This is a genomic window from Mesocryomonas lacus (genome assembly GCF_055730135.2).
Genome location: NZ_JBUZWE020000017.1, coordinates 106,300 through 124,556, shown reverse-complemented (window position 1 = coordinate 124,556; position 18,257 = coordinate 106,300). Strand labels below are relative to the sequence as shown.

17 protein-coding genes are annotated in these 18,257 nt (G+C 66.3%); 7 read left to right on the top strand and 10 right to left on the bottom strand.

Features of this window, described 5'->3' with window-relative positions; genetic code table 11:
• Positions 1–77 precede the first annotated feature (77 nt).
• Together ACZLZY_RS22595 and ACZLZY_RS22590 are read right to left on the bottom strand one after the other, a co-directional pair.
• Positions 78–788, bottom strand: coding sequence for a GntR family transcriptional regulator (locus tag ACZLZY_RS22595; RefSeq protein WP_472936314.1), 711 nt, complete (start codon positions 786–788; stop codon positions 78–80).
• A gap of 95 nt (positions 789–883) precedes the next feature.
• Complete coding sequence (locus ACZLZY_RS22590) at positions 884–2,119, bottom strand: aminotransferase class III-fold pyridoxal phosphate-dependent enzyme (protein WP_472936313.1); 1,236 nt, start codon at positions 2,117–2,119, stop codon at positions 884–886.
• A 74-nt stretch (positions 2,120–2,193) separates the two neighbouring features.
• Between ACZLZY_RS22590 and ACZLZY_RS22585 the strand changes: the two genes are divergently transcribed.
• The 3 genes from ACZLZY_RS22585 to ACZLZY_RS22575 are packed head-to-tail and all read left to right on the top strand — an operon-like array spanning position 2,194 to position 5,135.
• Positions 2,194–3,138, top strand: a complete 945-nt coding sequence (locus ACZLZY_RS22585; RefSeq protein WP_472936312.1) for a DMT family transporter — start codon at positions 2,194–2,196, stop codon at positions 3,136–3,138.
• A 54-nt stretch (positions 3,139–3,192) separates the two neighbouring features.
• The gene (locus ACZLZY_RS22580; RefSeq protein ID WP_472936311.1) at positions 3,193–4,476 is read left to right on the top strand and encodes a four-carbon acid sugar kinase family protein; all 1,284 of its coding nucleotides are present in this window, start codon (positions 3,193–3,195) and stop codon (positions 4,474–4,476) included.
• Positions 4,473–5,135, top strand: a complete 663-nt coding sequence (locus tag ACZLZY_RS22575; RefSeq protein ID WP_472936310.1) for a class II aldolase/adducin family protein — start codon at positions 4,473–4,475, stop codon at positions 5,133–5,135. Before ACZLZY_RS22580 ends, ACZLZY_RS22575 begins: the two co-directional genes overlap by 4 nt.
• Before the next feature lie 33 nt (positions 5,136–5,168).
• Here the strand turns inward: ACZLZY_RS22575 and ACZLZY_RS22570 are convergent, their stop codons facing one another.
• Positions 5,169–6,056, bottom strand: a complete 888-nt coding sequence (locus ACZLZY_RS22570) for an alpha/beta fold hydrolase (protein WP_472936309.1) — start codon at positions 6,054–6,056, stop codon at positions 5,169–5,171.
• Between the two features lie 393 nt (positions 6,057–6,449).
• Here ACZLZY_RS22570 and ACZLZY_RS22565 point away from each other — a divergent pair, with 393 nt between their 5' ends.
• On the top strand, positions 6,450–6,971 hold the full coding sequence (locus tag ACZLZY_RS22565; protein WP_472936308.1) for an SH3 domain-containing protein: 522 nt from the start codon (positions 6,450–6,452) through the stop codon (positions 6,969–6,971).
• A 275-nt stretch (positions 6,972–7,246) separates the two neighbouring features.
• On the opposite strand, the gene ACZLZY_RS22560 is transcribed toward ACZLZY_RS22565, so the two are convergent.
• The 6 genes from ACZLZY_RS22560 to ACZLZY_RS22535 all read right to left on the bottom strand — a co-directional run bounded on the left by ACZLZY_RS22560 (position 7,247) and on the right by ACZLZY_RS22535 (position 14,481).
• On the bottom strand, positions 7,247–7,666 hold the full coding sequence (locus ACZLZY_RS22560; RefSeq protein ID WP_472936307.1) for a DUF3830 family protein: 420 nt from the start codon (positions 7,664–7,666) through the stop codon (positions 7,247–7,249).
• A 62-nt stretch (positions 7,667–7,728) separates the two neighbouring features.
• A complete protein-coding gene (locus ACZLZY_RS22555) occupies positions 7,729–9,045 on the bottom strand; it encodes a M20/M25/M40 family metallo-hydrolase (protein WP_472936306.1) in 1,317 nt (438 codons plus the stop codon).
• Positions 9,042–9,740, bottom strand: a complete 699-nt coding sequence (locus ACZLZY_RS22550; RefSeq protein WP_472936305.1) for a GntR family transcriptional regulator — start codon at positions 9,738–9,740, stop codon at positions 9,042–9,044. The genes ACZLZY_RS22555 and ACZLZY_RS22550 overlap by 4 nt, the downstream gene beginning before the upstream one ends.
• 15 nt (positions 9,741–9,755) lie before the next feature.
• A complete protein-coding gene (locus ACZLZY_RS22545) occupies positions 9,756–10,784 on the bottom strand; it encodes a phosphotriesterase family protein (RefSeq protein WP_472936304.1) in 1,029 nt (342 codons plus the stop codon).
• Positions 10,785–10,792: 8 nt separating this feature from the next.
• Positions 10,793–11,521, bottom strand: coding sequence for an amino acid ABC transporter ATP-binding protein (locus ACZLZY_RS22540; protein WP_472936303.1), 729 nt, complete (start codon positions 11,519–11,521; stop codon positions 10,793–10,795).
• Entirely contained in the window at positions 11,518–14,481 is a 2,964-nt protein-coding gene (locus ACZLZY_RS22535; protein ID WP_472936302.1) for an FAD-dependent oxidoreductase, read from the bottom strand. The genes ACZLZY_RS22540 and ACZLZY_RS22535 overlap by 4 nt, the downstream gene beginning before the upstream one ends.
• Before the next feature lie 118 nt (positions 14,482–14,599).
• Here ACZLZY_RS22535 and ACZLZY_RS22530 point away from each other — a divergent pair, with 118 nt between their 5' ends.
• The 3 genes from ACZLZY_RS22530 (at position 14,600) to ACZLZY_RS22520 (ending at position 17,259) form a co-directional block, all read left to right on the top strand.
• Positions 14,600–15,499, top strand: coding sequence for a dihydrodipicolinate synthase family protein (locus ACZLZY_RS22530; protein WP_472936301.1), 900 nt, complete (start codon positions 14,600–14,602; stop codon positions 15,497–15,499).
• Between the two features lie 88 nt (positions 15,500–15,587).
• Positions 15,588–16,430, top strand: a complete 843-nt coding sequence (locus tag ACZLZY_RS22525; protein ID WP_472936300.1) for an ABC transporter substrate-binding protein — start codon at positions 15,588–15,590, stop codon at positions 16,428–16,430.
• 130 nt (positions 16,431–16,560) lie between these two features.
• The gene (locus tag ACZLZY_RS22520; RefSeq protein ID WP_472936299.1) at positions 16,561–17,259 is read left to right on the top strand and encodes an amino acid ABC transporter permease; all 699 of its coding nucleotides are present in this window, start codon (positions 16,561–16,563) and stop codon (positions 17,257–17,259) included.
• Between the two features lie 239 nt (positions 17,260–17,498).
• On the opposite strand, the gene ACZLZY_RS22515 is transcribed toward ACZLZY_RS22520, so the two are convergent.
• Entirely contained in the window at positions 17,499–18,233 is a 735-nt protein-coding gene (locus ACZLZY_RS22515) for an IclR family transcriptional regulator (RefSeq protein WP_472936325.1), read from the bottom strand.
• Between the last annotated feature and the right edge of the window lie 24 nt (positions 18,234–18,257).

Genomic DNA, 18,257 nt, shown 5'->3' with positions numbered 1-18,257 from the left:
CGAGGATGTCAACTCGGTTTCTGCTGCTTAAATGCGTCGCCGCGCTTTTGCATATTTTTCATGCAAAAGCCGGCGTCTCACTCGCCCGTCGGCGTAAGCTTTCCATCCTTGGTCAGCGCTTCGAGCCGGCTGAGGAAGCCGCGTCCTCCTTCGAGCATGTCCTCACGGATGGATGCGGAAAGGTCAGCCCGATCCTGCCGCCGCAAAGCGTCGAGAATGTTTTCGTGCTGGTGCCGGCCGGCATAGCGGGGATGTCCGTGCGGATAGAGATGGTTGAGCATTGGCCCGAGGCGCAGCCACAGCCGCTCCAGCACCTCGATCAGATGCGGCAGCTGCGAGTGGCGGTACAGGCCGATGTGGAAGGCATAGTTGGCCGTGATCGCCTCCCGCCAGGCGCCGGTCTGTTCGGCCTCGATCAGCTGGCGGTGGATCGTGGCGAGCCGCTCGATCTCGGATGCGGTGATGTGCGCCAGCGCCCGCTCGCCGGCCATCGGTTCCAGGAGCAGACGGATGTCGCGGTTTTCGAGATATTCCGGCAGCGTCAAGCCGCGCACGCGGATGTAATGCCGTGCCTTCAGCTCCAGCGCCCCGTCGCGGACCAGCTGGAACACGGCCTCGCGCACCGGCGTCTCGCTGGTGCCAAGGCTGGCCGCGAGTTCGCGGATGCGCAGCCGTTGATGCGGCAGCAGCTGACCGCTCATCAGTTGATCGCGCAGCTGATGGAAGATTTGATCGCTGAGGCTGGCATTGCCCACCGGCTCGAAAGCGATCATTTCCGCATGCGACATTTCATTCCTCCAAACGACGCCCGCGCAAAGCCGATGCGCGAAGGCGGCTTCCGGCGGTGCTCTCTGCCCTCACGCCATGGCTGAGCGGACCGCTGTTAGGCGAATTCGCGAGCGATTACAGCGAAGGCTTCGTCCGTCGCCTGTAGCGCCTCGTCGATATCGGAATCGGTATGGGCGAGGCTGAGGAACATGTTGTGCTTGTAGTGGAGGTACACGCCGCGGGCCAGCGTTTCCTGGGTGAAGCGGGCGCCCTTGGCATAGTCGACGTCGCCGTCGAACAGAATCAGCGGCATCTGCGGAGGGCCGCTGTTGACCAGCGCCACACCATGCCGGGCGGCCTGCGCGCCGACCCCGTCGCGGAACTTCTGGCCGACGCGGCGCATCTCATCCGGCGCGTTTTCGCGCTCCAGTACGGAGAGCGTCGCGACCGCTGCCGCCATCGCCGCGCCGCCGCACCAGAACGAGCCGGTGACGAAGATCTGCGAGGCGGCCGCGCGGTACTTGTCGTTGCCGGTGACGGCGGCGAGCGGATAGCCGTTGGCGATCGCCTTGCTCCAGGAGCAGAGGTCCGGCTCGACGCCATACTGGCTCCAGCTGCCGCTCATCGAGAGGCGGAAGCCGCAGCGTACCTCGTCGAGGATCAGCGCGGCATCAGCGGCGTCGCAAAGCTCGCGCACCTTGGCGGCGAACGCGGGCGTCGGCAGTTCCTGCTCGATGCCGAAATCATGCTTGAAGGGCGAGACGACGATCGCCGCAAGATCGCCGGAGGCCTTCTTCGCCGCGGCTTCAAGGCTCTCGATATCGTTGAAGACATAGGTTTCGATATGGGCGCGGTCCTCGGCGGTGACACCGATGAGCGACGGCGAACACCACGGAACCGCGCCGTGATAGGCGCCCTTGGCGACCAGCACCTTGCGGCGCTGTGTGCGGGCGCGGGCGAGCGTCACGCAGGTGGTGGTGGCGTCGGTGCCGTTCTTCTGGAACATCGCCCAGTCGGCATGCGGCAGGAGCGCCACGAACCGCTCGGCAAGTTCGACCAGATGCGGCGTCGGGCCGTTCAGGCAGTCGCCCATCGCCAGCTGTCTCTGCACGGCTTCCTCGACCTCTGAATGGCGATGGCCGAGGATGTTCGGCCCCCAGCTGCACATGAAGTCGAGATAGCTGCGGCCATCGACATCGGTCACGCGGCAACCCTCGCCGGCGACGAAGTACTGCGGATAGCCGTCCGGAAGACCCTTGACGTTGAGGTGGCCGTACATGCCGCCGGGGATGACGGCCTCGGCGCGTCGGCGCAGCTGGGAATCCTTCGTCTCGCGAACATTGATCGTCATGGTGCCGTCCGGTGCTAGAGGTCGCCGAAAATATGATATATCATCAGCCGCAGCGCAATCTCTTTATGGGCCCCATGCCGACTTCCGATTTCGCCCGTCTCGTCGGGATCTGCTTCATCTGGGCCGTCAATGTCGTCATCGGGCGCATCGTCATCGCCGACCTCGGCACGCCGCCTTTGCTCTATGCCCTGTTGCGCTTCGTGCTGGTTGCCGTGCTTCTGCATCGCTACCTCCGCCCAATCCCGAGACCCTTCGGTCGGATGATGATCGTCGGCTTGCTGATGGGGGCAGGGCATTTCGGGCTCCTCTTCCTCGGCCTTCAGCAGGCTTCGCCATCGACGGCGGCGATCGTCGTGCAGTTCGGCATTCCGTGCACCGCGATCCTGTCGGTGCTGGTGCTGGGCGAACGGATGCCGGCGCAGCGCGTGCTGGGCGTCACCGTCGCCTTCACCGGCGTGGTGACGGTGATGTGGACGCCGGGCGGGCTGACGCCCTCGCTCGGCGCGAGTTTTGTGCTCGCCGCCGCCTTGGCGCTTTCACTCGGCTCGATCCTGATGAAACAGATGCCACGTATCGCGCCCTTGCGGCTGCAGGCTTGGGTCAGCCTCATCTCGATCGCACCCCTGGCGCTCCTGTCGGCGACGACCGAACCGGCGCCGCTCGGCCATCTCGCGGCCGGCGGCCGGCCGCTGGTCGCGGCCGTGGTGTTCTCGGCGGTGATCGTCACCATCATCGCCCATACCGGCTATTACCGGCTGCTGCAGAACTACGACGCCAGCGTGATTGCGCCGCTCACCTTGATGATGCCGGTGATGACGGTGGCGCTCGGCGTCGCCTTTACCGGCGACCATGTCGACATGAAGATGGGGGTCGGATCGGTCCTTGCCCTCGGCGGCGTCGCGTTGATCCTGTTGCCGCGCTGGCGCCGGACCGCGCCGGCCGGACGGGCAGAAATCCACCCTTGCCGGGTCTCGCTTGCTGCCCCAGCAAACCCCAACGGAAAGCCGGACATAGGCTAGCCGCGGGGCCGCAACCCGGTATCACACGAGGAGGGAGAGCGCATCCGCGCCGTCATGTCGATAAAACCAATCTACGGCATCGTTTCAGACGATTTCACCGGAGGCCTTTTGGTCGCCAGCTTCTTTGAACGGGCCGGGATCGAGTGTCCCGTCTACTTCGACGCGCGCGCGGCCGAAAGAGACCGGACGCCGGCATCGATCGTCGTCATCGCCGGGCGAATGCGTCTTTCGCCCTCGCAGTCCGCGCTGGCAGAAGTCTCGGCGGCACTCGATGCCCTGGACGCCCTCGGCTGCTCCACGGTGGCGTACAAGGCCTGCGCTACCTTCGATTCGACACCGGAGGGCAATATCGGTCCCATCGCCGACTTGATGGCGGATCGATACGATCAGAATCCCGTGCTGATCAGCGCGGGCTTTCCCGAGTTCGGCACCACGGTGTTCCAGGGCCACATGTTCGTTCGCGGCAGCCTGGTAAACGAGTCGATCAAGCGCTTTGATCCCGTGACGCCGATGCCCGATCCCAATCTCGTGCGCTTCCTGTCCCTGCAGACACGCAGCCCCGTCGGGCTGATCCCGCACGAAGCCTTGGCGAAGGGACCGGAGTCGGCCCGATTGGTGCTCCAGAACCTCGTCGCGAACGGCTATCGCCATGTTCTCTGCGACGCGGTGGATGCAGGAGACGTCGACTGCAGCGCTGAGCTCGCCATCGGCGCACGGGCGATCGTTGCCAGCGATGCGCTCGTTATCGCCCTCGGCTTGCGCAACTGCAGCGGTCGGAGGGACCCAGCGGTTCTCCCTCGCCACGCGGAAGGGCCCGTCGCGGTCCTCGTCGGAAGCGTCGGTCCTGTGGCCGAGGCGCAGCTCGCCAGTTTCGAGGCGGCGTATCCCGTCTTGCGCATCGACCTGCTGGACGACCGATCCGAAGGCGAGCGGATCGATTTGGCGATGGCCTTTGCCGCGCGGCACATCGGCGCACGCCCGTTTGCGATCACGACCTGCGCGGACGCAGCCGGCATACGGGACGCGCAGGCCCGTTTCGGCCGCCTGGAGGCGGCGCGCAAGGCGGAGACGTTGCTCGCCGGCATCGCCGCTCGGCTGCACGCGGCCGGCATCCGCAGGTTCGTCGTTTCAGGCGGCGAAACGTCCGGTTCGATCGTCGGCGCCCTCGGTATCCAGCAGGTCCGCTCCATGCCGCGCGGAGCGCTGGGGGGCGGTTTTTGCGTCGCGGAGGGGCCGGATCCCGTGAGCTTCTTTCTGAAGTCAGGCAAGCTCGGTACGCCGGACGTCCTCGTGCGCGCCGTCGATGCGTTCGGTCATGAGGGGGGGCAAACGACGTGAACGAAGTAGAACTGAGACGTGATCTCGTTCAATACAGCCGCGAGTGCATCACCCGGGGGCTGTCGAATGCGACGGCGGGCAATATCTCTGTTCGCTTCGGAGAGGGAATGCTGATCACACCGTCCGGCGTCGACCCTTTCGATATGCGGGAGGAACAGATCGCGGCGGTCACCTTCGACGGAGCGTCCTCCGGCCCGCTGAAGCCATCATCCGAGTGGGCGCTGCATGCCTCGCTCTACCGTCGGAGACCGGATGCTCAGGCCGTGGTGCATGCTCATCCGGTATACTGCGTCGCGCTTTCCGCACTCCGCAAACCGATACCGCCGTTCCATTACATGGTCGCGGGTTTCGGCGGCGAAGAAATACCGTGCGCGCCGTACGAAGTCTTCGGCTCCCAAGCGCTCGCCGACGTCGTCTCGGCGACTTTGGGTCAAAACTACCACGCGTGTCTCATGGCCAATCATGGAATGATCGCGCTGGGCCCGGACCTGAAGACAGCCTTTTCACGGACGGAGAAGCTGGAAACTTTGGCCCAGCAGTATCAGCTCGCGAAATCCGTGGAGCATCCCATTTTACTGACGGAGGCCGAAATGGCCACCGTGCGGAAAACCTACACCACATATGGGTACGGCAAACCAGGACTGACCAATTTCCGATGAATGAGCCGTGCATCCTTCCGGACGCACGGCGCTCTACGGGGCCAAAGGTCGACCGGCCACGCTATGCTCCCCCGCGATCGTTCCGGCATGATCGTGGCGGTCCAGGAATTCGATCAGCAGACGGTTGAACGCTTGGGGATCGTCGAGGGAGGCCACGTGGCCTGCCGCCATGGTTTCGGCCCGGGCATGGCGCAATTCTTTGGCCAGATGGTCCATCTGGGCATTGATCGAGGGAGCGTCGCCATCGCCCTTGATGAGCAGGATCGGGCAATGGAGGGCGCCGGGGTCGACTGGGCGCGCATCGACGATGGCGCGGTAGGTGGCCACGATGGCCCCCGGCGCCATCGTCGCAAAACCGCGGATGAAGTGGCGCCGTGCCGTCTTGCCGACCCAATGGGGTCCGACCAACCGCGAGGCGATCGCAAGGCCGATGCGGGCGGTCCGCTTCTGACCAAGGAGCCGGAACGCGAAGGGCAGGAGATCCTGCGGATCCGCCCAGTCGATCAATTCCCGCAGCCACGGCGTCGACGAGAGGGAGGTCGGGGTATTGGCGAGGATGAGGGAGGAGATCCGTTCGGGCGCCCTCGTCCCCATTTCGAGGGCAACCATGCCGCCGAGCGAGATCCCGCACACCGCAGCCTGGTTAATGCCGAGCGAGTCTAAAAGCGTCAGGGCGTCGTCGGCGAGCTGCTCGATGGACAGGCGCCGAGACCCAAGGGGTGTCTCGCCGTGGCCGCGCAGGTCGAATGACACGAGCCGACGCGAACCCGCCAGAGCTTCGATTTGCGCATCCCAGATGTGGCGCGTCTGGACGGCACCGTGCACGAACAGCAGCGGCATGCCGCCCTGTTCCGAACCTGCGGGGCATTCGCCAGCTGAAAGCGAGATGTCGCCGACGGCGACGATACGGGTCTGGGGCATGGGGTCTCGTCGTCGAACCGCTTGCGCGGATCCTGAGGAAGCCGTTTTGACGGCGTTGCCGTGGGCGTGACAGACGAAGGATGCTTCCTTCGTTTCGTTCCCTAAAGACGTTGGGCTCTCCACGTGGTGCAGGGCTTTGCCGTTTGCCGGCCTTTGTTCCCGGCAAACCCGTTAGCGAAAGACGGCCCTCCTCGCGCTTACCCCCAGTTCGTTAATGGCGTCGATCCCGACCGTCGCTATGCGGTGTGCCCCCGCAAGTGAGAGGTGAACGCTGGCTCGAGGGGATCACCGACGAGGCTGCGGACCGGCCGCTGGCACGGCCCTTTGTTCGGGAACGGTTCAGGTTCGGTATGGCTTAAAGCTCGCTCTGAAACGAACTGCGGAGACGCTCCCATGCGAAAGAAATCTACCCTGTTGGCTGCCATGACCGTCGCAGCTGCGGTCCTAGGCTTCAATGCCGCCGAGGCCGCCACGGCAACAGCCATCGCCACCACCAACGTCAACCTGCGCGCCGGTCCCTCGACGCAGTACCCTGCCGTCGACGTCGTTCGCAGCGGCGAGGACGTCCGCGTGTTCGGTTGCCTGGAAACCCGCTCCTGGTGCGATGTCGGGTTCCGTGGCTTCCGCGGCTGGATGTCCTCAAACTACATCGCCGTGGTCGACGTCGGGCGCCGGTACACCGGACCCGAGGTCGTCGGCCGTATCGGTGCGCCGATCGTTGGCTACTCCTTCGGACGCTACTGGGACGACAACTATCGCGACCGGTCGTTCTACCGCGACCGCGGCAACTGGGACCGTTGGGACGGCCGGCGCGCCTACCGGGACCGCCACTGGGATCGCCGTCCCGACTGGGACCGCGGCGACCGCCGCGGTGGACGCTGGGATCGGGACGATCGTCGCTTCTATCGCGACTGAACCGACTTGGGATGGCGGGTGTGAAGGCCCGCCATCCCCTTGCTTCTTTGCTGGTCGACGCCATCATAAAAGTTTTGGGGCTAAGGCATACAGGTAGATGCCGTGATCGGCAGGCGAAGCCCTCGTCGCTGCGATTGAAGCCACCGCGCTTTCCGGTATTGGCGCGTTGGAGGGAACGGGAGGTGGACTGCTTCGTGCGCCTCGACATGGACGCCTTCGATCTCGAGCGCTCCTTCAGTACGGCGGGCGGGCTCGGCTCATCGAAATGAGGTCCTTCAGACCACGCGTTCGAAGCGGATCGGCTGGGCGCCCTTCCAGAGGACGGTGGTCCCGAGTTCGTGCAGTTTATCGAGGCCGGACGTCAGGGTGATGAAGTGGTTGCCAGCGAGTTGCCCCATCTTCGAGGCGAACGCGACCCCGCCATAGGCAAGCAGGATTTCCGTTTCGCTGATACCGCCGGGATAGAGCAGGATCTGGCCGGGAGCGGGATAGCTCGTGTGGTTCTCGTAAGAGACGCCGAAGTCGAAGTCGCCGAGCGGCACCCACACGCCTTCGCCGCTCCAGCGCACGTGCACGATCTGGCTTTCAAAGGGCATGCGTTCGAGGAAGGCGGCCGAGGTCTTGGGCGCGAGCTCGGTTTCGAGGCGAGCGTCGAAGACGAAACCGCCGGCGGTGATCTTGAGGGGGATGGTCATGGTGTCCTTCTGGGCTTGGTTTATCGGTGGAGGGTGGACGTGACGCGTCTTCGCTCGGCCGGCTATCTCGTGCCGCACCAGGCCGCGACGATCTCGGCGGTGACAGTGATCGTGCGCAGGTAATCCAGTAGATCGACCCATTCGTCATGGCCGCCAGCCATGGTCAGGCCGCCGCACAGCGGACCATAGCCGACGGTCGGAATACCCCGCTGGACGATCGGATTGCGGATGTCGCTCGATGTGTGCAGCGGATTGACCACGGGCCGCGCGCCGGCACCTTTAAGCACGCCGGCGACGAGCTGGTAGAGCGCCGACGAGCGGTCGGTCTCTGCGGCGCTGACGCCGGCGATCCAGGAAATCTCGGGCGGGTGCTCTCTCAGCCAGTCGCTCGTCTCCGCCGCGCGGCTTACCGCGGCGGCGATCTGCGCTTTCACATCCTCCAGCGCCTCGCCCGGCACCAGCGAGATGGCCGCCCGGATGCAGCAGGCCTGTCCGACGCGCGGCGAGCCGCCGACCGCGCCGTACTCGCAATGGGTGATGAAGAGGTTGGTCGAGCGGCCGATGGCCTCCTGCAGCAGGGAATGCCGCACCGTCCGCCCTCGCGCCGCGTCGAGGCGCCGGAGTTCCTCCAGGATGGGCAGCATGGCGTCGAACGGATTGACGGCCAGATGCGCGAAGGCGGTATGCGCCGGCTCGTTCGTCTCCGGCAGCCGGCCGCGCACCGACACGGCGAACTCGATCTGTCCGGGCGCGAAGGCCTTGATCTCGTCGAGGCCTCTGCCCGATTCTGCCGGGTGCAGGTAGAGGGCGGCGTCAGCGTCGAGCCCGTGATGCAAGGCGGCGGCGATGCCCCAGCGATGGCTCTTCGACGGCGCGGACACCAGCGACAAGGGGGCGGCGGGCGAGAGCCCGGCCTGCCGCAGCACCGCGACGCTCTGCAGCAGGATGGCGATGCCGGCGAGGTCGTCGGCGACGCCCCAGCCGGAGATCCGGCCGTCGGAGATGACCGGGGTAAAGGGATCCCGGCGCCAGGCGGGCTCGGGACGAAAGGGCTCGGGGTCGGGATGGGCGAACAGGATCAGGCTGCGCCCGCCTTCCGCGGCGGCGTCGCCGGTTCGGGCGATGATGCACCGCTCGGGGGTGGCGCCATCCGCTGTCGCCGCCGCGAACTCCGACACCAGCGGAACATCTACGGGCCGGTAGTCTAGGGTTTCGACGGTTAGTCCAAGAGCCTCGAATTCGCCGAGGATCAGCGCATCGATCGCCTCGCGGCCGCCACGCCCGACCTCAATCAGCCGCGACAGCAAGTCGACGCTGGCCGCTTCGGCGGCGGCCGATGCGCTGGCGATGCGATCGCGCACGGCCCTGTCGAGGGTCATAGCTTGGCCATCGCGGCCAGCACGTCCTGGGTCAGGCTGCGGATATGGCCTTGCATGGCGGCGCGCGCCCGCTCGGCGTCGCCGGCGCGGATCGCGTCGATGATCGCGATGTGCTCCTCGGTGTCCGGCCGAAAGCGCGAGGGCAGGCCGGAGAGCTCGTAGAGCCGGGTGGTGATGCGCAGCGAGGCGATCATCTTCGCCATCACCTCGTTGCCAGAGGCGTCGGCGATCATCTCGTGCAGCTTCTCGTCCGCCGCCCAGTGCGTTTCCGCTGGCACGTCCGGGTTTTCCTTAAGCCTTGCCATCGCCTGCTCGACCTCGGCGAGCGCCGCCAGGTCGATCGCCTTCACCGCCGTGGTGATCGCTTCGCCCTCCAGCAGTTCGCGCAGCCGCATGCTCTGGAAATACTCTCGGTTGGAGACGAGACGGACCCGGAAGGGCTGGTTCATCTCCTTCTGGATCAGCCCGGCGTTCTGGAGGAGGAGCAACGCCTCGCGGACCGGCGTTCGGGAAATCGCGAGATCGGCCGCCAGCTTCTCCTCGGAAAGGATGTCACCACCCGACAGCCGGCGCTCCATGATCATCGCCCGGATCGCCGCATAGGCCCGGCGCCCAAGGTTCTCGCCGTCGCCGGAAGCGCGGCTGCGCTTCTCGGCGGGCGCCGTGTCTTCCTGAACTTTGCTGCTGCGCGCCATCGCGTTCTCCCCCGGTCAGTTCTGGAAGCACAGAAGCCGCGCCGGCGTCTCGACCAGCAATCGGTCCAGCTCGGCTTCCGAAAAGCCCCGTCGGCGCGCGAGCGGCGCGACATGGGCGATGAGATGGGCATAGCCGTGCCCGCCATGGCTTGTCAGCCGGGTGCGGGTGCAGATGTCATGCGAGACCGCGATCCGATCGAGATGGCCGGCTTTGATCAGCGTGCGGATGAGATCGAGCCGCATGTAGTCCGTCGGCAGATCGAGGTCGACGCCCGCCATCCAGTATTGCGATGTCTCGATGCCGAAGAAGTCCCATTCCAGGACAAACCCCCAGCCGAGCAGGGCGAGGAGGCGGTCGGTGTCGAAAATGGTGCGGTCCATGTGGCCGATCACCGTGCGCTCGGGATCGCCGCCGGCGGCCGTCACGATGCCGGCGATCTCGGCCGGCGCATCGGGGTGGCGTCCGGGATGGATGGTGAGGGCCGCGCCGGTCGATTTTTGCGCGCGGGCGGCAGCCGTCAGGATGCGCCGCTCCGTCGGCGTGATCGGCCAGGAGCAGCCGATCTCGCCGATGATCCCGCAACGGATATCGGTACCCCAGGCGCCGGTGCAAATCTGCGCCTCGATCTCGGCCTCTATCGCATCGCCGTCCATCCGGTCGATCTCTGCGGAGAGGTAGGACTGCGTGTAGAAGCCGGCCCCGAGGACGATGTTGACGCCGCTCTGCCTGGCGAGGGCCGCGAGCCGCTCCGGCTGCGGCGCCATGCCGCCGACGGTGAGCTCGACGATCGTGCCGCCGCCGGCATCGGCAAAGCGCTGCAGCTCGGTTGCCGCGACAGCGTCGTCGCCCAGAAACATGTTCTCGGGAACGCGGTTCTGGAAGTAGTCGATTTCGAAGCGGTTCTCGATGGTGATGGGCGCCGGGTCAGGCACGCTGCGCAGAGCCGGCGCGCGCAGGTCGCACAGGATGTGCTCGTGCATCAGCGTCCGGCCGAGATCCGCCCGTGCCACCTTTCCCGCGACGGTCTGTGCAAACTCTCCCATTCCGGATCCTAGTGCTTCAGGATCTTGGCGAGGAACTGGCTGGCGCGTTCCGACCGCTCGGTGGTGAAGAACTCGTCGCCGCTGCAGTCCTCGATGATCTCGCCCTTGTCCATGAACAGAACCTTCATCGCGACCTTCCGCGCAAAGCCCATCTCGTGGGTGACGCAGACCATAGTCATGCCCTCGTTCGCGAGCTCGACCATGACGTCGAGCACTTCGTTGATCATTTCCGGGTCGAGGGCCGAGGTCGGCTCGTCGAACAGCATGGCGACGGGATCCATGGCCAGGGCCCGGGCGATGGCGACGCGTTGCTGCTGGCCGCCGGACAGCTGGATCGGATATTTGCGCGCCTGGTCGGCGAGGCCCACGCGTTCGAGCAGCGCCTCGGCCTTCTCCTTCGCCTCGGCCTTGGAGCGGCCGAGCACCTTGCGCTGCGCCAGCGACAGGTTGTCGAGGATCGACAGATGCGGAAACAGCTCGAAATTCTGGAACACCATGCCTGTCTTGGCCCGGAGCTTGGCGAGATCGGTGCCGTCCGCCCAGACGTCGATGCCGGCGACCTCGATGCGACCGGTATCGATCGGCTCCAGCCCGTTGATCGTCTTGATCAGGGTCGACTTGCCCGAGCCGGAGGGCCCGCAGACCACGGCGACCTCGCCGCGCGCGAAATTCGTCGAGCAGTTCTTCAGGACCTGGAACCTGCCAAAGCTCTTGCTGACGTTGTCGAGGGTGATCATGACCGGCTCCGTTCGAAACGTTCGATGAGGTAGGGGGTGACGTCGAAGCTCGGCGCCCGGGCGGTGACGAGCTCGCGGGTGAGGCGGGCGACGGCGGGCGCCAGCGTATAGCCGTTGGAGGTCACGCAGTTGTAGAAGCCGGGCAGTCCCGGCGCCTCGCCGACGATCGGCGCGCCGTCGATGTTGACGTTCATGCCGGCCCAGCTTCGCAGCACATGGAGGCCGGCGATCTGCGGAACGACGCGCTGCGCGACCCAGAGATTGCCCTCGATGCTGTCCAGCATGGTCGTGTTGAGCCGCTGGCCCTCGGCATAGCGGGCGGGCCAGGCGCCGCCGATGAGAATGCCGCCGGTCGACAACTGCTTGAGGCTGAGGTGCCGGTCGGCATGGGCGACGAGCTGGCCGATCAGCGCCGGGGCGCGCTCCGTGGTGATCATCTGCAGCGGCGCGCTGTAGACGGGAACGTCCAGCCCCACCATCGCGCCGATTTCGCGCGCCCAGGGACCGGCGGCGTTGATCACCGTGCCGGCGCGGATCGTTCCGCGCGAGGTGGTGATCGTCCAGCCATTGCCGATGCGCTCGATGGCGGTGACGTCGGTGCCCCGCTCGAAGCGGGCGCCCGCGGCCCTGGCCGCTTCGAAGGTCCGATAGGTGGCGGTCAGCGGATTGATCTTGCCCTCCGCCGGGACGTATTCCGCGCCGATCAGATTTTCGCTCAAGGCCGGCGCGAGGTTGCGCAGCTCGGCTTTCGAGAGGATCTCCGCCTCGATGCCGTGGCTTCGCTCGAGCGCGACCTTGGCTTTCAGGAAGGCCATGCCCGCCTCGGTCTCGGCGACCATCAGCCCGCCGGTGACGCGGATCTCGAAGTCGCCACCGCAACTGTCGGCGATCTCTTCCCAGAGTTTGACCGCGAACGGTCCGAGCGGGAGCGTCGCGGCGGCCGGACCGCCGCCGGCCTCGGCCTTCTTGCCGAAATCGAAGGACAGAAGCTGGACGTGCAGGCTGCCGGCATTGGCGCCGGAGGCCTGCAGGTTGACGTCGTCGCGCTCGACCACGAGCACGTCCTTGCCGGCACCGGCAAATTCCAGGGCAAGGCAGGCGCCGACCACGCCGCCGCCGATCACGAGGATCTCGGCCTCGATGTCGCCGAAAGGCTCGCCCGAGGGCGCACGGCCGAGATGGGGCGAGCCGGCGCGCGCATGCCCGCCCCATTCCGGCTTCTCCCGGGCGAGGGCCGCCGCGGGAAAGGGCTTCACCGGCAGGCGCGGGGCGAAACCGTCAACCTGCCGCGGACGACCGGTCCGCTCTTCGATCAGGCGTGCGGCGGTGGATGCGCAATAGCGTGCCTGGCACCGGCCCATGCCGAGCCGCGTGCGGCGCTTCAGCGTGCCAAGACTGTCCCACCCCGCATCGATCTCGCTCCGGATGCGCCCGAAGGTCAGCCCCTCGCAGCGGCAGAGAATCGTCTCGTCCGGGATCGACGAAAGGTCGACTTGGGGCGCTACAAAGATGTCCCAGAGCGCACGCTGAAATCTCTGGCCGACGGCGAGGCCGTGCCTTGCCCGCTCGTGCTCCCTCGACATGCCGCCATGACCGAGCGCTGCGGCGGCATGCGCGCCGGCGATCGTGCCGGCACATTCGGCGACGCGCGATCCGGCGATGGCGGCGCCGTCGCCGACGGCATAGACGCCCGCCACGCTGGTCTCTCCCTCGTCGGAGGTCCGGACCGACGGCGTGCCAAGATGGCGCGGGTCGAGCATCATCTCGCAGCCGAGGGCGCGGGCGACCTCGGTCGCGGCGATGAAGCCGTAGCCAAGGCAGAGCGCATCGGCCGCCAGCGTTTCCGTCCGCGCAAGATCGGGCCTGCCATCCGTCGCGAGCTGGGCGATCGTCACGCCATCGACGCAGTCGGTGCCGGCGGCCGCGATTGCAGTGTGTCCCCAGCGGATCGGTACGCGGTGGCGTGCGAGGATCGCACGGTACCGGGCGCCCTCGGCGATGAGATCGGGGGCAGCGAGGCCGGCCGTCAGGAAACTCCGCCACTGCGACAGGCCGGGTTTTGGCGCGGACTCGAGGACAGCCACGACCTCGACGCCGCGCGACAGGAGGTCGGCCGCCAGCTGCAGGTTCAGCGGGCCGTTGCCGGCGATGACCACCCGGCTTCCGGGCGCGACGCCGTAGGCGCGGGATAGCGTCTGCGCCGCGCCCGCCGTCATTACGCCGGGAAGCGTCCAGCCGGGGATGGGGAAGGGCCGCTCGTACGCACCGGTGGCAAGGATCAGCTTCTGCGGGCGATAGACGACGCTCTGTCCGCCGACGAGCACCATGACCTCGTCCCGCGAGAACGCGCCCCAGACGAGCCCGCCCTGAACCAACTCGACGCCGGCCTCCGCGACCTCGTTCGTCAGCGCCGTGCCCCGGGAGAACTGCCGGTCGGGCGATCGCTCGGCCGTTAAGGAAGGGGCGAGCGGCTTGTAGTATTGGCCGCCGCTCTGGCCGCGCTCGTCGATCACCGTCACCCCGGCGCCCATCCGCCGGGCCTGCAAGGCGGCGGAGAGACCGGCCGGACCTGCGCCGACGACGAGGATATCGACGGCGATCTCCACGCGCTCTCCGCCTGGTGCCGGGTCGGCCAGCGCGGTCAACGGATCGTCGGGGGTGCCGGCGGGCTGGGCCGAGCGCACGCTCTCGCCGCCCTCGACCTTGGTCAAGCAGGCGCGCTGGCCGGTGCGTCCGTCGACGGTGACGACGCAGTCGTAGCAGGCGCCCATGCCGCAGTAGAGGCCGCGCCAGCTCTCATCGCCGGGCGCGCCTGCGTCGAATTTCCGGATCGCCGCAATGCCGTTGGCCGCAAGGGCCGCCGCGATCGACTCGCCCGCCAGCGCCGACAGGCGGCGCCCGTCGAAGGTGAATTCGACAGGCTTCTTGGCGGGTCCAACGAAGGGGCGGGCGATGCGCATCGAGATGGAGGGCTCCGATCGGGCGTGTCGAACCATGCATACAGCAAAACAATTTTTTCTGTATACAGAGAAAATTTTTAAGTTATGGTTCGGCTTATCGGAGCCACGAAAGACTGTCATGAAATCCGCCAGAGGCACCTTCACCGTTCTCGTCACACCGTTCACGGCGGATGGTACCGCCGTCGACGCGACCGCGCTGAAGCGTCTGGTCAACTGGCAGATCGAACAGGGAATCCACGGCCTGATCCCGCTCGGCAGCACCGGCGAGTTCCTCTCCTGCTCCCGTCAGGAGCGTCAGGAGGTCATCGAGATTTGCGTGCAAGAGGCGGCGGGCAGGGTGCCCATCTATATCGGCACCGGGGCCGAGGCGACGTTCGACGCGGTCGACCTCTCCCGCGAGGCGGAGGCGATGGGCGCCGACGGCGTGATGATCATCCCGCCCTTCTATTCAGCCCCGACCGAAGACGAGCTGTTCGAGCACTATCGCCGCATCGGCGAGGCGATCTCGATCCCGATCATGGTCTACAACAATCCGGCGACGGCCAATGTCGACCTCGTGCCGCGCACGGTCGAGCGCCTCAGCCGGATCGACGCCGTCCGGTCGATCAAGGAATCGACCCTCGAGGTGACGCGCGTGCGCGACATCATCGATCTCTGCGGCGACCGGATCGACGTGTTTGCCGGCATCCTCGGCTACGAATCCTTCTGGCTCGGGGCCGTCGGCTGGGTGGCGGTCTGCTCCAACCTGATGCCGAAGGAATCGGCCGAGCTGTTCGAGCTCGTTGCCGATCATTCGGACAAGGACGCCGCGCTGGCGCTCTACCGGAAAATTCTCCCGGTGGTGCGCTGGGTGGGAGGGCCGCGCTACGTCTCGGCCTCCAAGGCGGGGCTTGCGATGATGGGCCTGTCCGTCGGCGATCCCCGTGCGCCGCGCCTGCCGCTTCCCGAGGCGGATCGGGCTGAACTCAAGACCACACTGGCGAGCCTCGGTCTGATCGACAGCCTCGCCCAATCATAGACGGCCGGACGCTCAGGCGATCCGAGCCCACCCACGGGATGAGACGCGGCCCTTTCACCAAGCCCCTCGCGGGCAACAGGAGAAGCACATGACCAGATTTCACGAAGCCCTCGTCTTCGTCGGCGGCGTTGCGGCCAGCGTCGTCCTTGCCGCGTCCCCAACGCTTGCGGCGGATTGCCAGCCCAAGGTGCCGGATTCGGCGCTCGCCTCGCCCGGCAAGCTGACGATGTCGACCAATCCGACGCTGCCGCCGATGCAGTTCGTCGATTCCTCCGGCGAGCTAAAGGGCATGCGCGTCACGCTCGGCAACGAGATCGCCAAGCGCCTCTGCCTCGAGCCGGACTATGTCCGCATCGAATTCTCGGCGATGATCCCGGGCCTGCAGGCCGGCCGCTGGGACGTGATCAACACCGGCATCTTCTGGAACCCGGAGCGGGCGGCCATGATGAAGATGGTGCCCTACGAATCCCAGGCGATCTCGATCTCGGTCCAGAAGGGCAATCCGGAAAAGATCGCGAGGGAAGAAGACCTCGCCGGCAAGGCCGTCGGCGTCGAGATCGGCGGCTTCGAAGAGGCCAAGCTGAAGGAACTCGACAAGAAGCTCCAGGCCGAAGGGCTGGAGGCGATGACCATCCGCACCTTCGACAATTTCGCGCTCGCCTACCAGGCACTGGCGGCCGGACAGACCGACGCGACGGTCAGCATCGACCCGACGGCGGCAGAATACGCCAAGCGCGGCGACTTCGACCGGGCGATCGCCGGACTGTTCCCGACCCCCGTCGCACTCGGCATGAAGAACGCCGAGGTCGCGGACGCCGTCGTCACCGCACTGAACGAGATGATGCAGGACGGCAGCTACAAGAAGCTGATGGACGAGTACGGCCTCCTCGCCAACACCAAGCCCTTCGCCCTCCGCGGCGCCACCGACTGACGGCGACGTCGCCCGGAACCCCACCGCCATCTGAAACGGCGGCGGCGCCTTCGACGTCGCCGCCGTCGACCGGGCATGCCGGAGAGGCTCCGCTTGCCCGTTGCCGCCTTATCCGACCGAGGAATCGCCCATGGATATCCGCTGGAACTGGACCGGATTCTTCGAGTACCTGTTCAATCCGTTCATCCTCAACGGCGCGCTGACGACGCTCTGGCTGACGCTCGCGGCCATCGCCGGCGGCCTCGTCCTCGGCTGCATCCTCGCGATCATGCGCATGGCGCCGTCGCGCTTTCTGAGCTGGCCGGCCCGCGCCTATATCTGGGTGTTCCGCGGAACGCCGCTGCTGGTGCAGCTGATCATCATCTATACCGGGTTGCCGCAGTTCGGCGTCCGGCTCGGCGTCCTCGAATCGGCACTGCTCGGGCTGATCCTCAACGAGGCGGCCTACCTTGCGGAGATCGTCCGCGGCGGCATTCTCGGCGTCGCCGGGGGCCAGTGGAACGCGGCGCGCGCCCTTGGCCTGAAGCCGGCGCAGGTCATGGGCTACGTGATCATGCCGCAGGCGACGCGGATCATCATCCCTGTCCTCGGCAACAGCGTGAACGGGCTTCTGAAGACGACGTCGGTCACCTCGGTCATCTCGATGGAGGAGCTCCTGCGCCGGACGCAGATGCTGATCCAGGAAAAGTTCATGGTGCTCGAGCTCTTCGCCGTGGCGGCGCTCTACTATCTCCTGATGACGACCGTCTGGCACTTCATCCAGATGCGCATCGAGGCCCATTTCGGCAAAGCCTATTCGAACAAACTGGCCGACCAGGACGCGCGCTGAGCGCGCCGGAAACAGGGTTCAACCTTCTGCGGATTCTCCGTTGATCTTCGGCGGCTGGGGCAGATGTCGGATATCTGCAGTGTTCGCTTTCGGAATGAGGGTCAAATAGTCTGATCGTCGCGTTAAACCGTTTGAGGAACGGCAGCTCAGCGCCGGCTCGCCGCTCGATGCGCAGAGGTCGGCATTGACGGGAAGCTTCACTCCCGTCCCTTGCCAACGGTGCGAAATGGCGCCGCGTGTCAGGTCTTGGCTGTTTCTGAGATGACGGCTGCGGTGTCGATGACGAGTTGGCACAGTTCACTTTCGCGCTCGCGAAATCGCGTGGTCAACGTGCCGAGGTTAAGAGCTGCGACGACCGCACCGGAGGCGTCGCGGACAGGGGCGGCAACGCCCGTCGAGCCGGTGACGAATTCCTGGTCGTTGACCGCGTATCCGCGCTCGCGCACCTCGGCAAGGATCGTCAGCAAGTCCTGTCGGTCCGTGATGGTGAAGCGGGTATAGGAGAGCAGGCTGACACGCCCAAGGTAGTCGTCGATCTCTTCCGCGCTGCGAAAGGCGAGGAGGGCGCGACCCGTCGCCGTACAGTAGACCGCGATCGGCGAGCCGATGTCGTAGCGCACGGCCTGGCGGCTGACGCATTTGGCGAGCCTGCGCACGTCGCCACGGGCGTTCATGGTCGACAGCAGGACGGTTTCGCCCGAAACGTCGCGCAGGCGCTCCATCAGCGGCAAAGCCTTCGCGACCAGCGGCTCCTCGCTCGGATGAAACGGAAAGCCGTGCCGGCTGGCCTCCACCAGCAGATAGCGGCCACCCGGGTCTTGGACCACGTGGCCACGACCGATCAGGGTCTGCAGGAGCGCATGCGTCGAGCTTTTGGGAAAGCCGAGCCCAGCCACGACCTCCCCGAAAAAGACGGGCTGGCGACACGCCGCCAGGAAATTCAGGAGATCGAGAATTCGCCCTCCGCTCTTCACTTCGGAGTTCACGTATGTGAACGT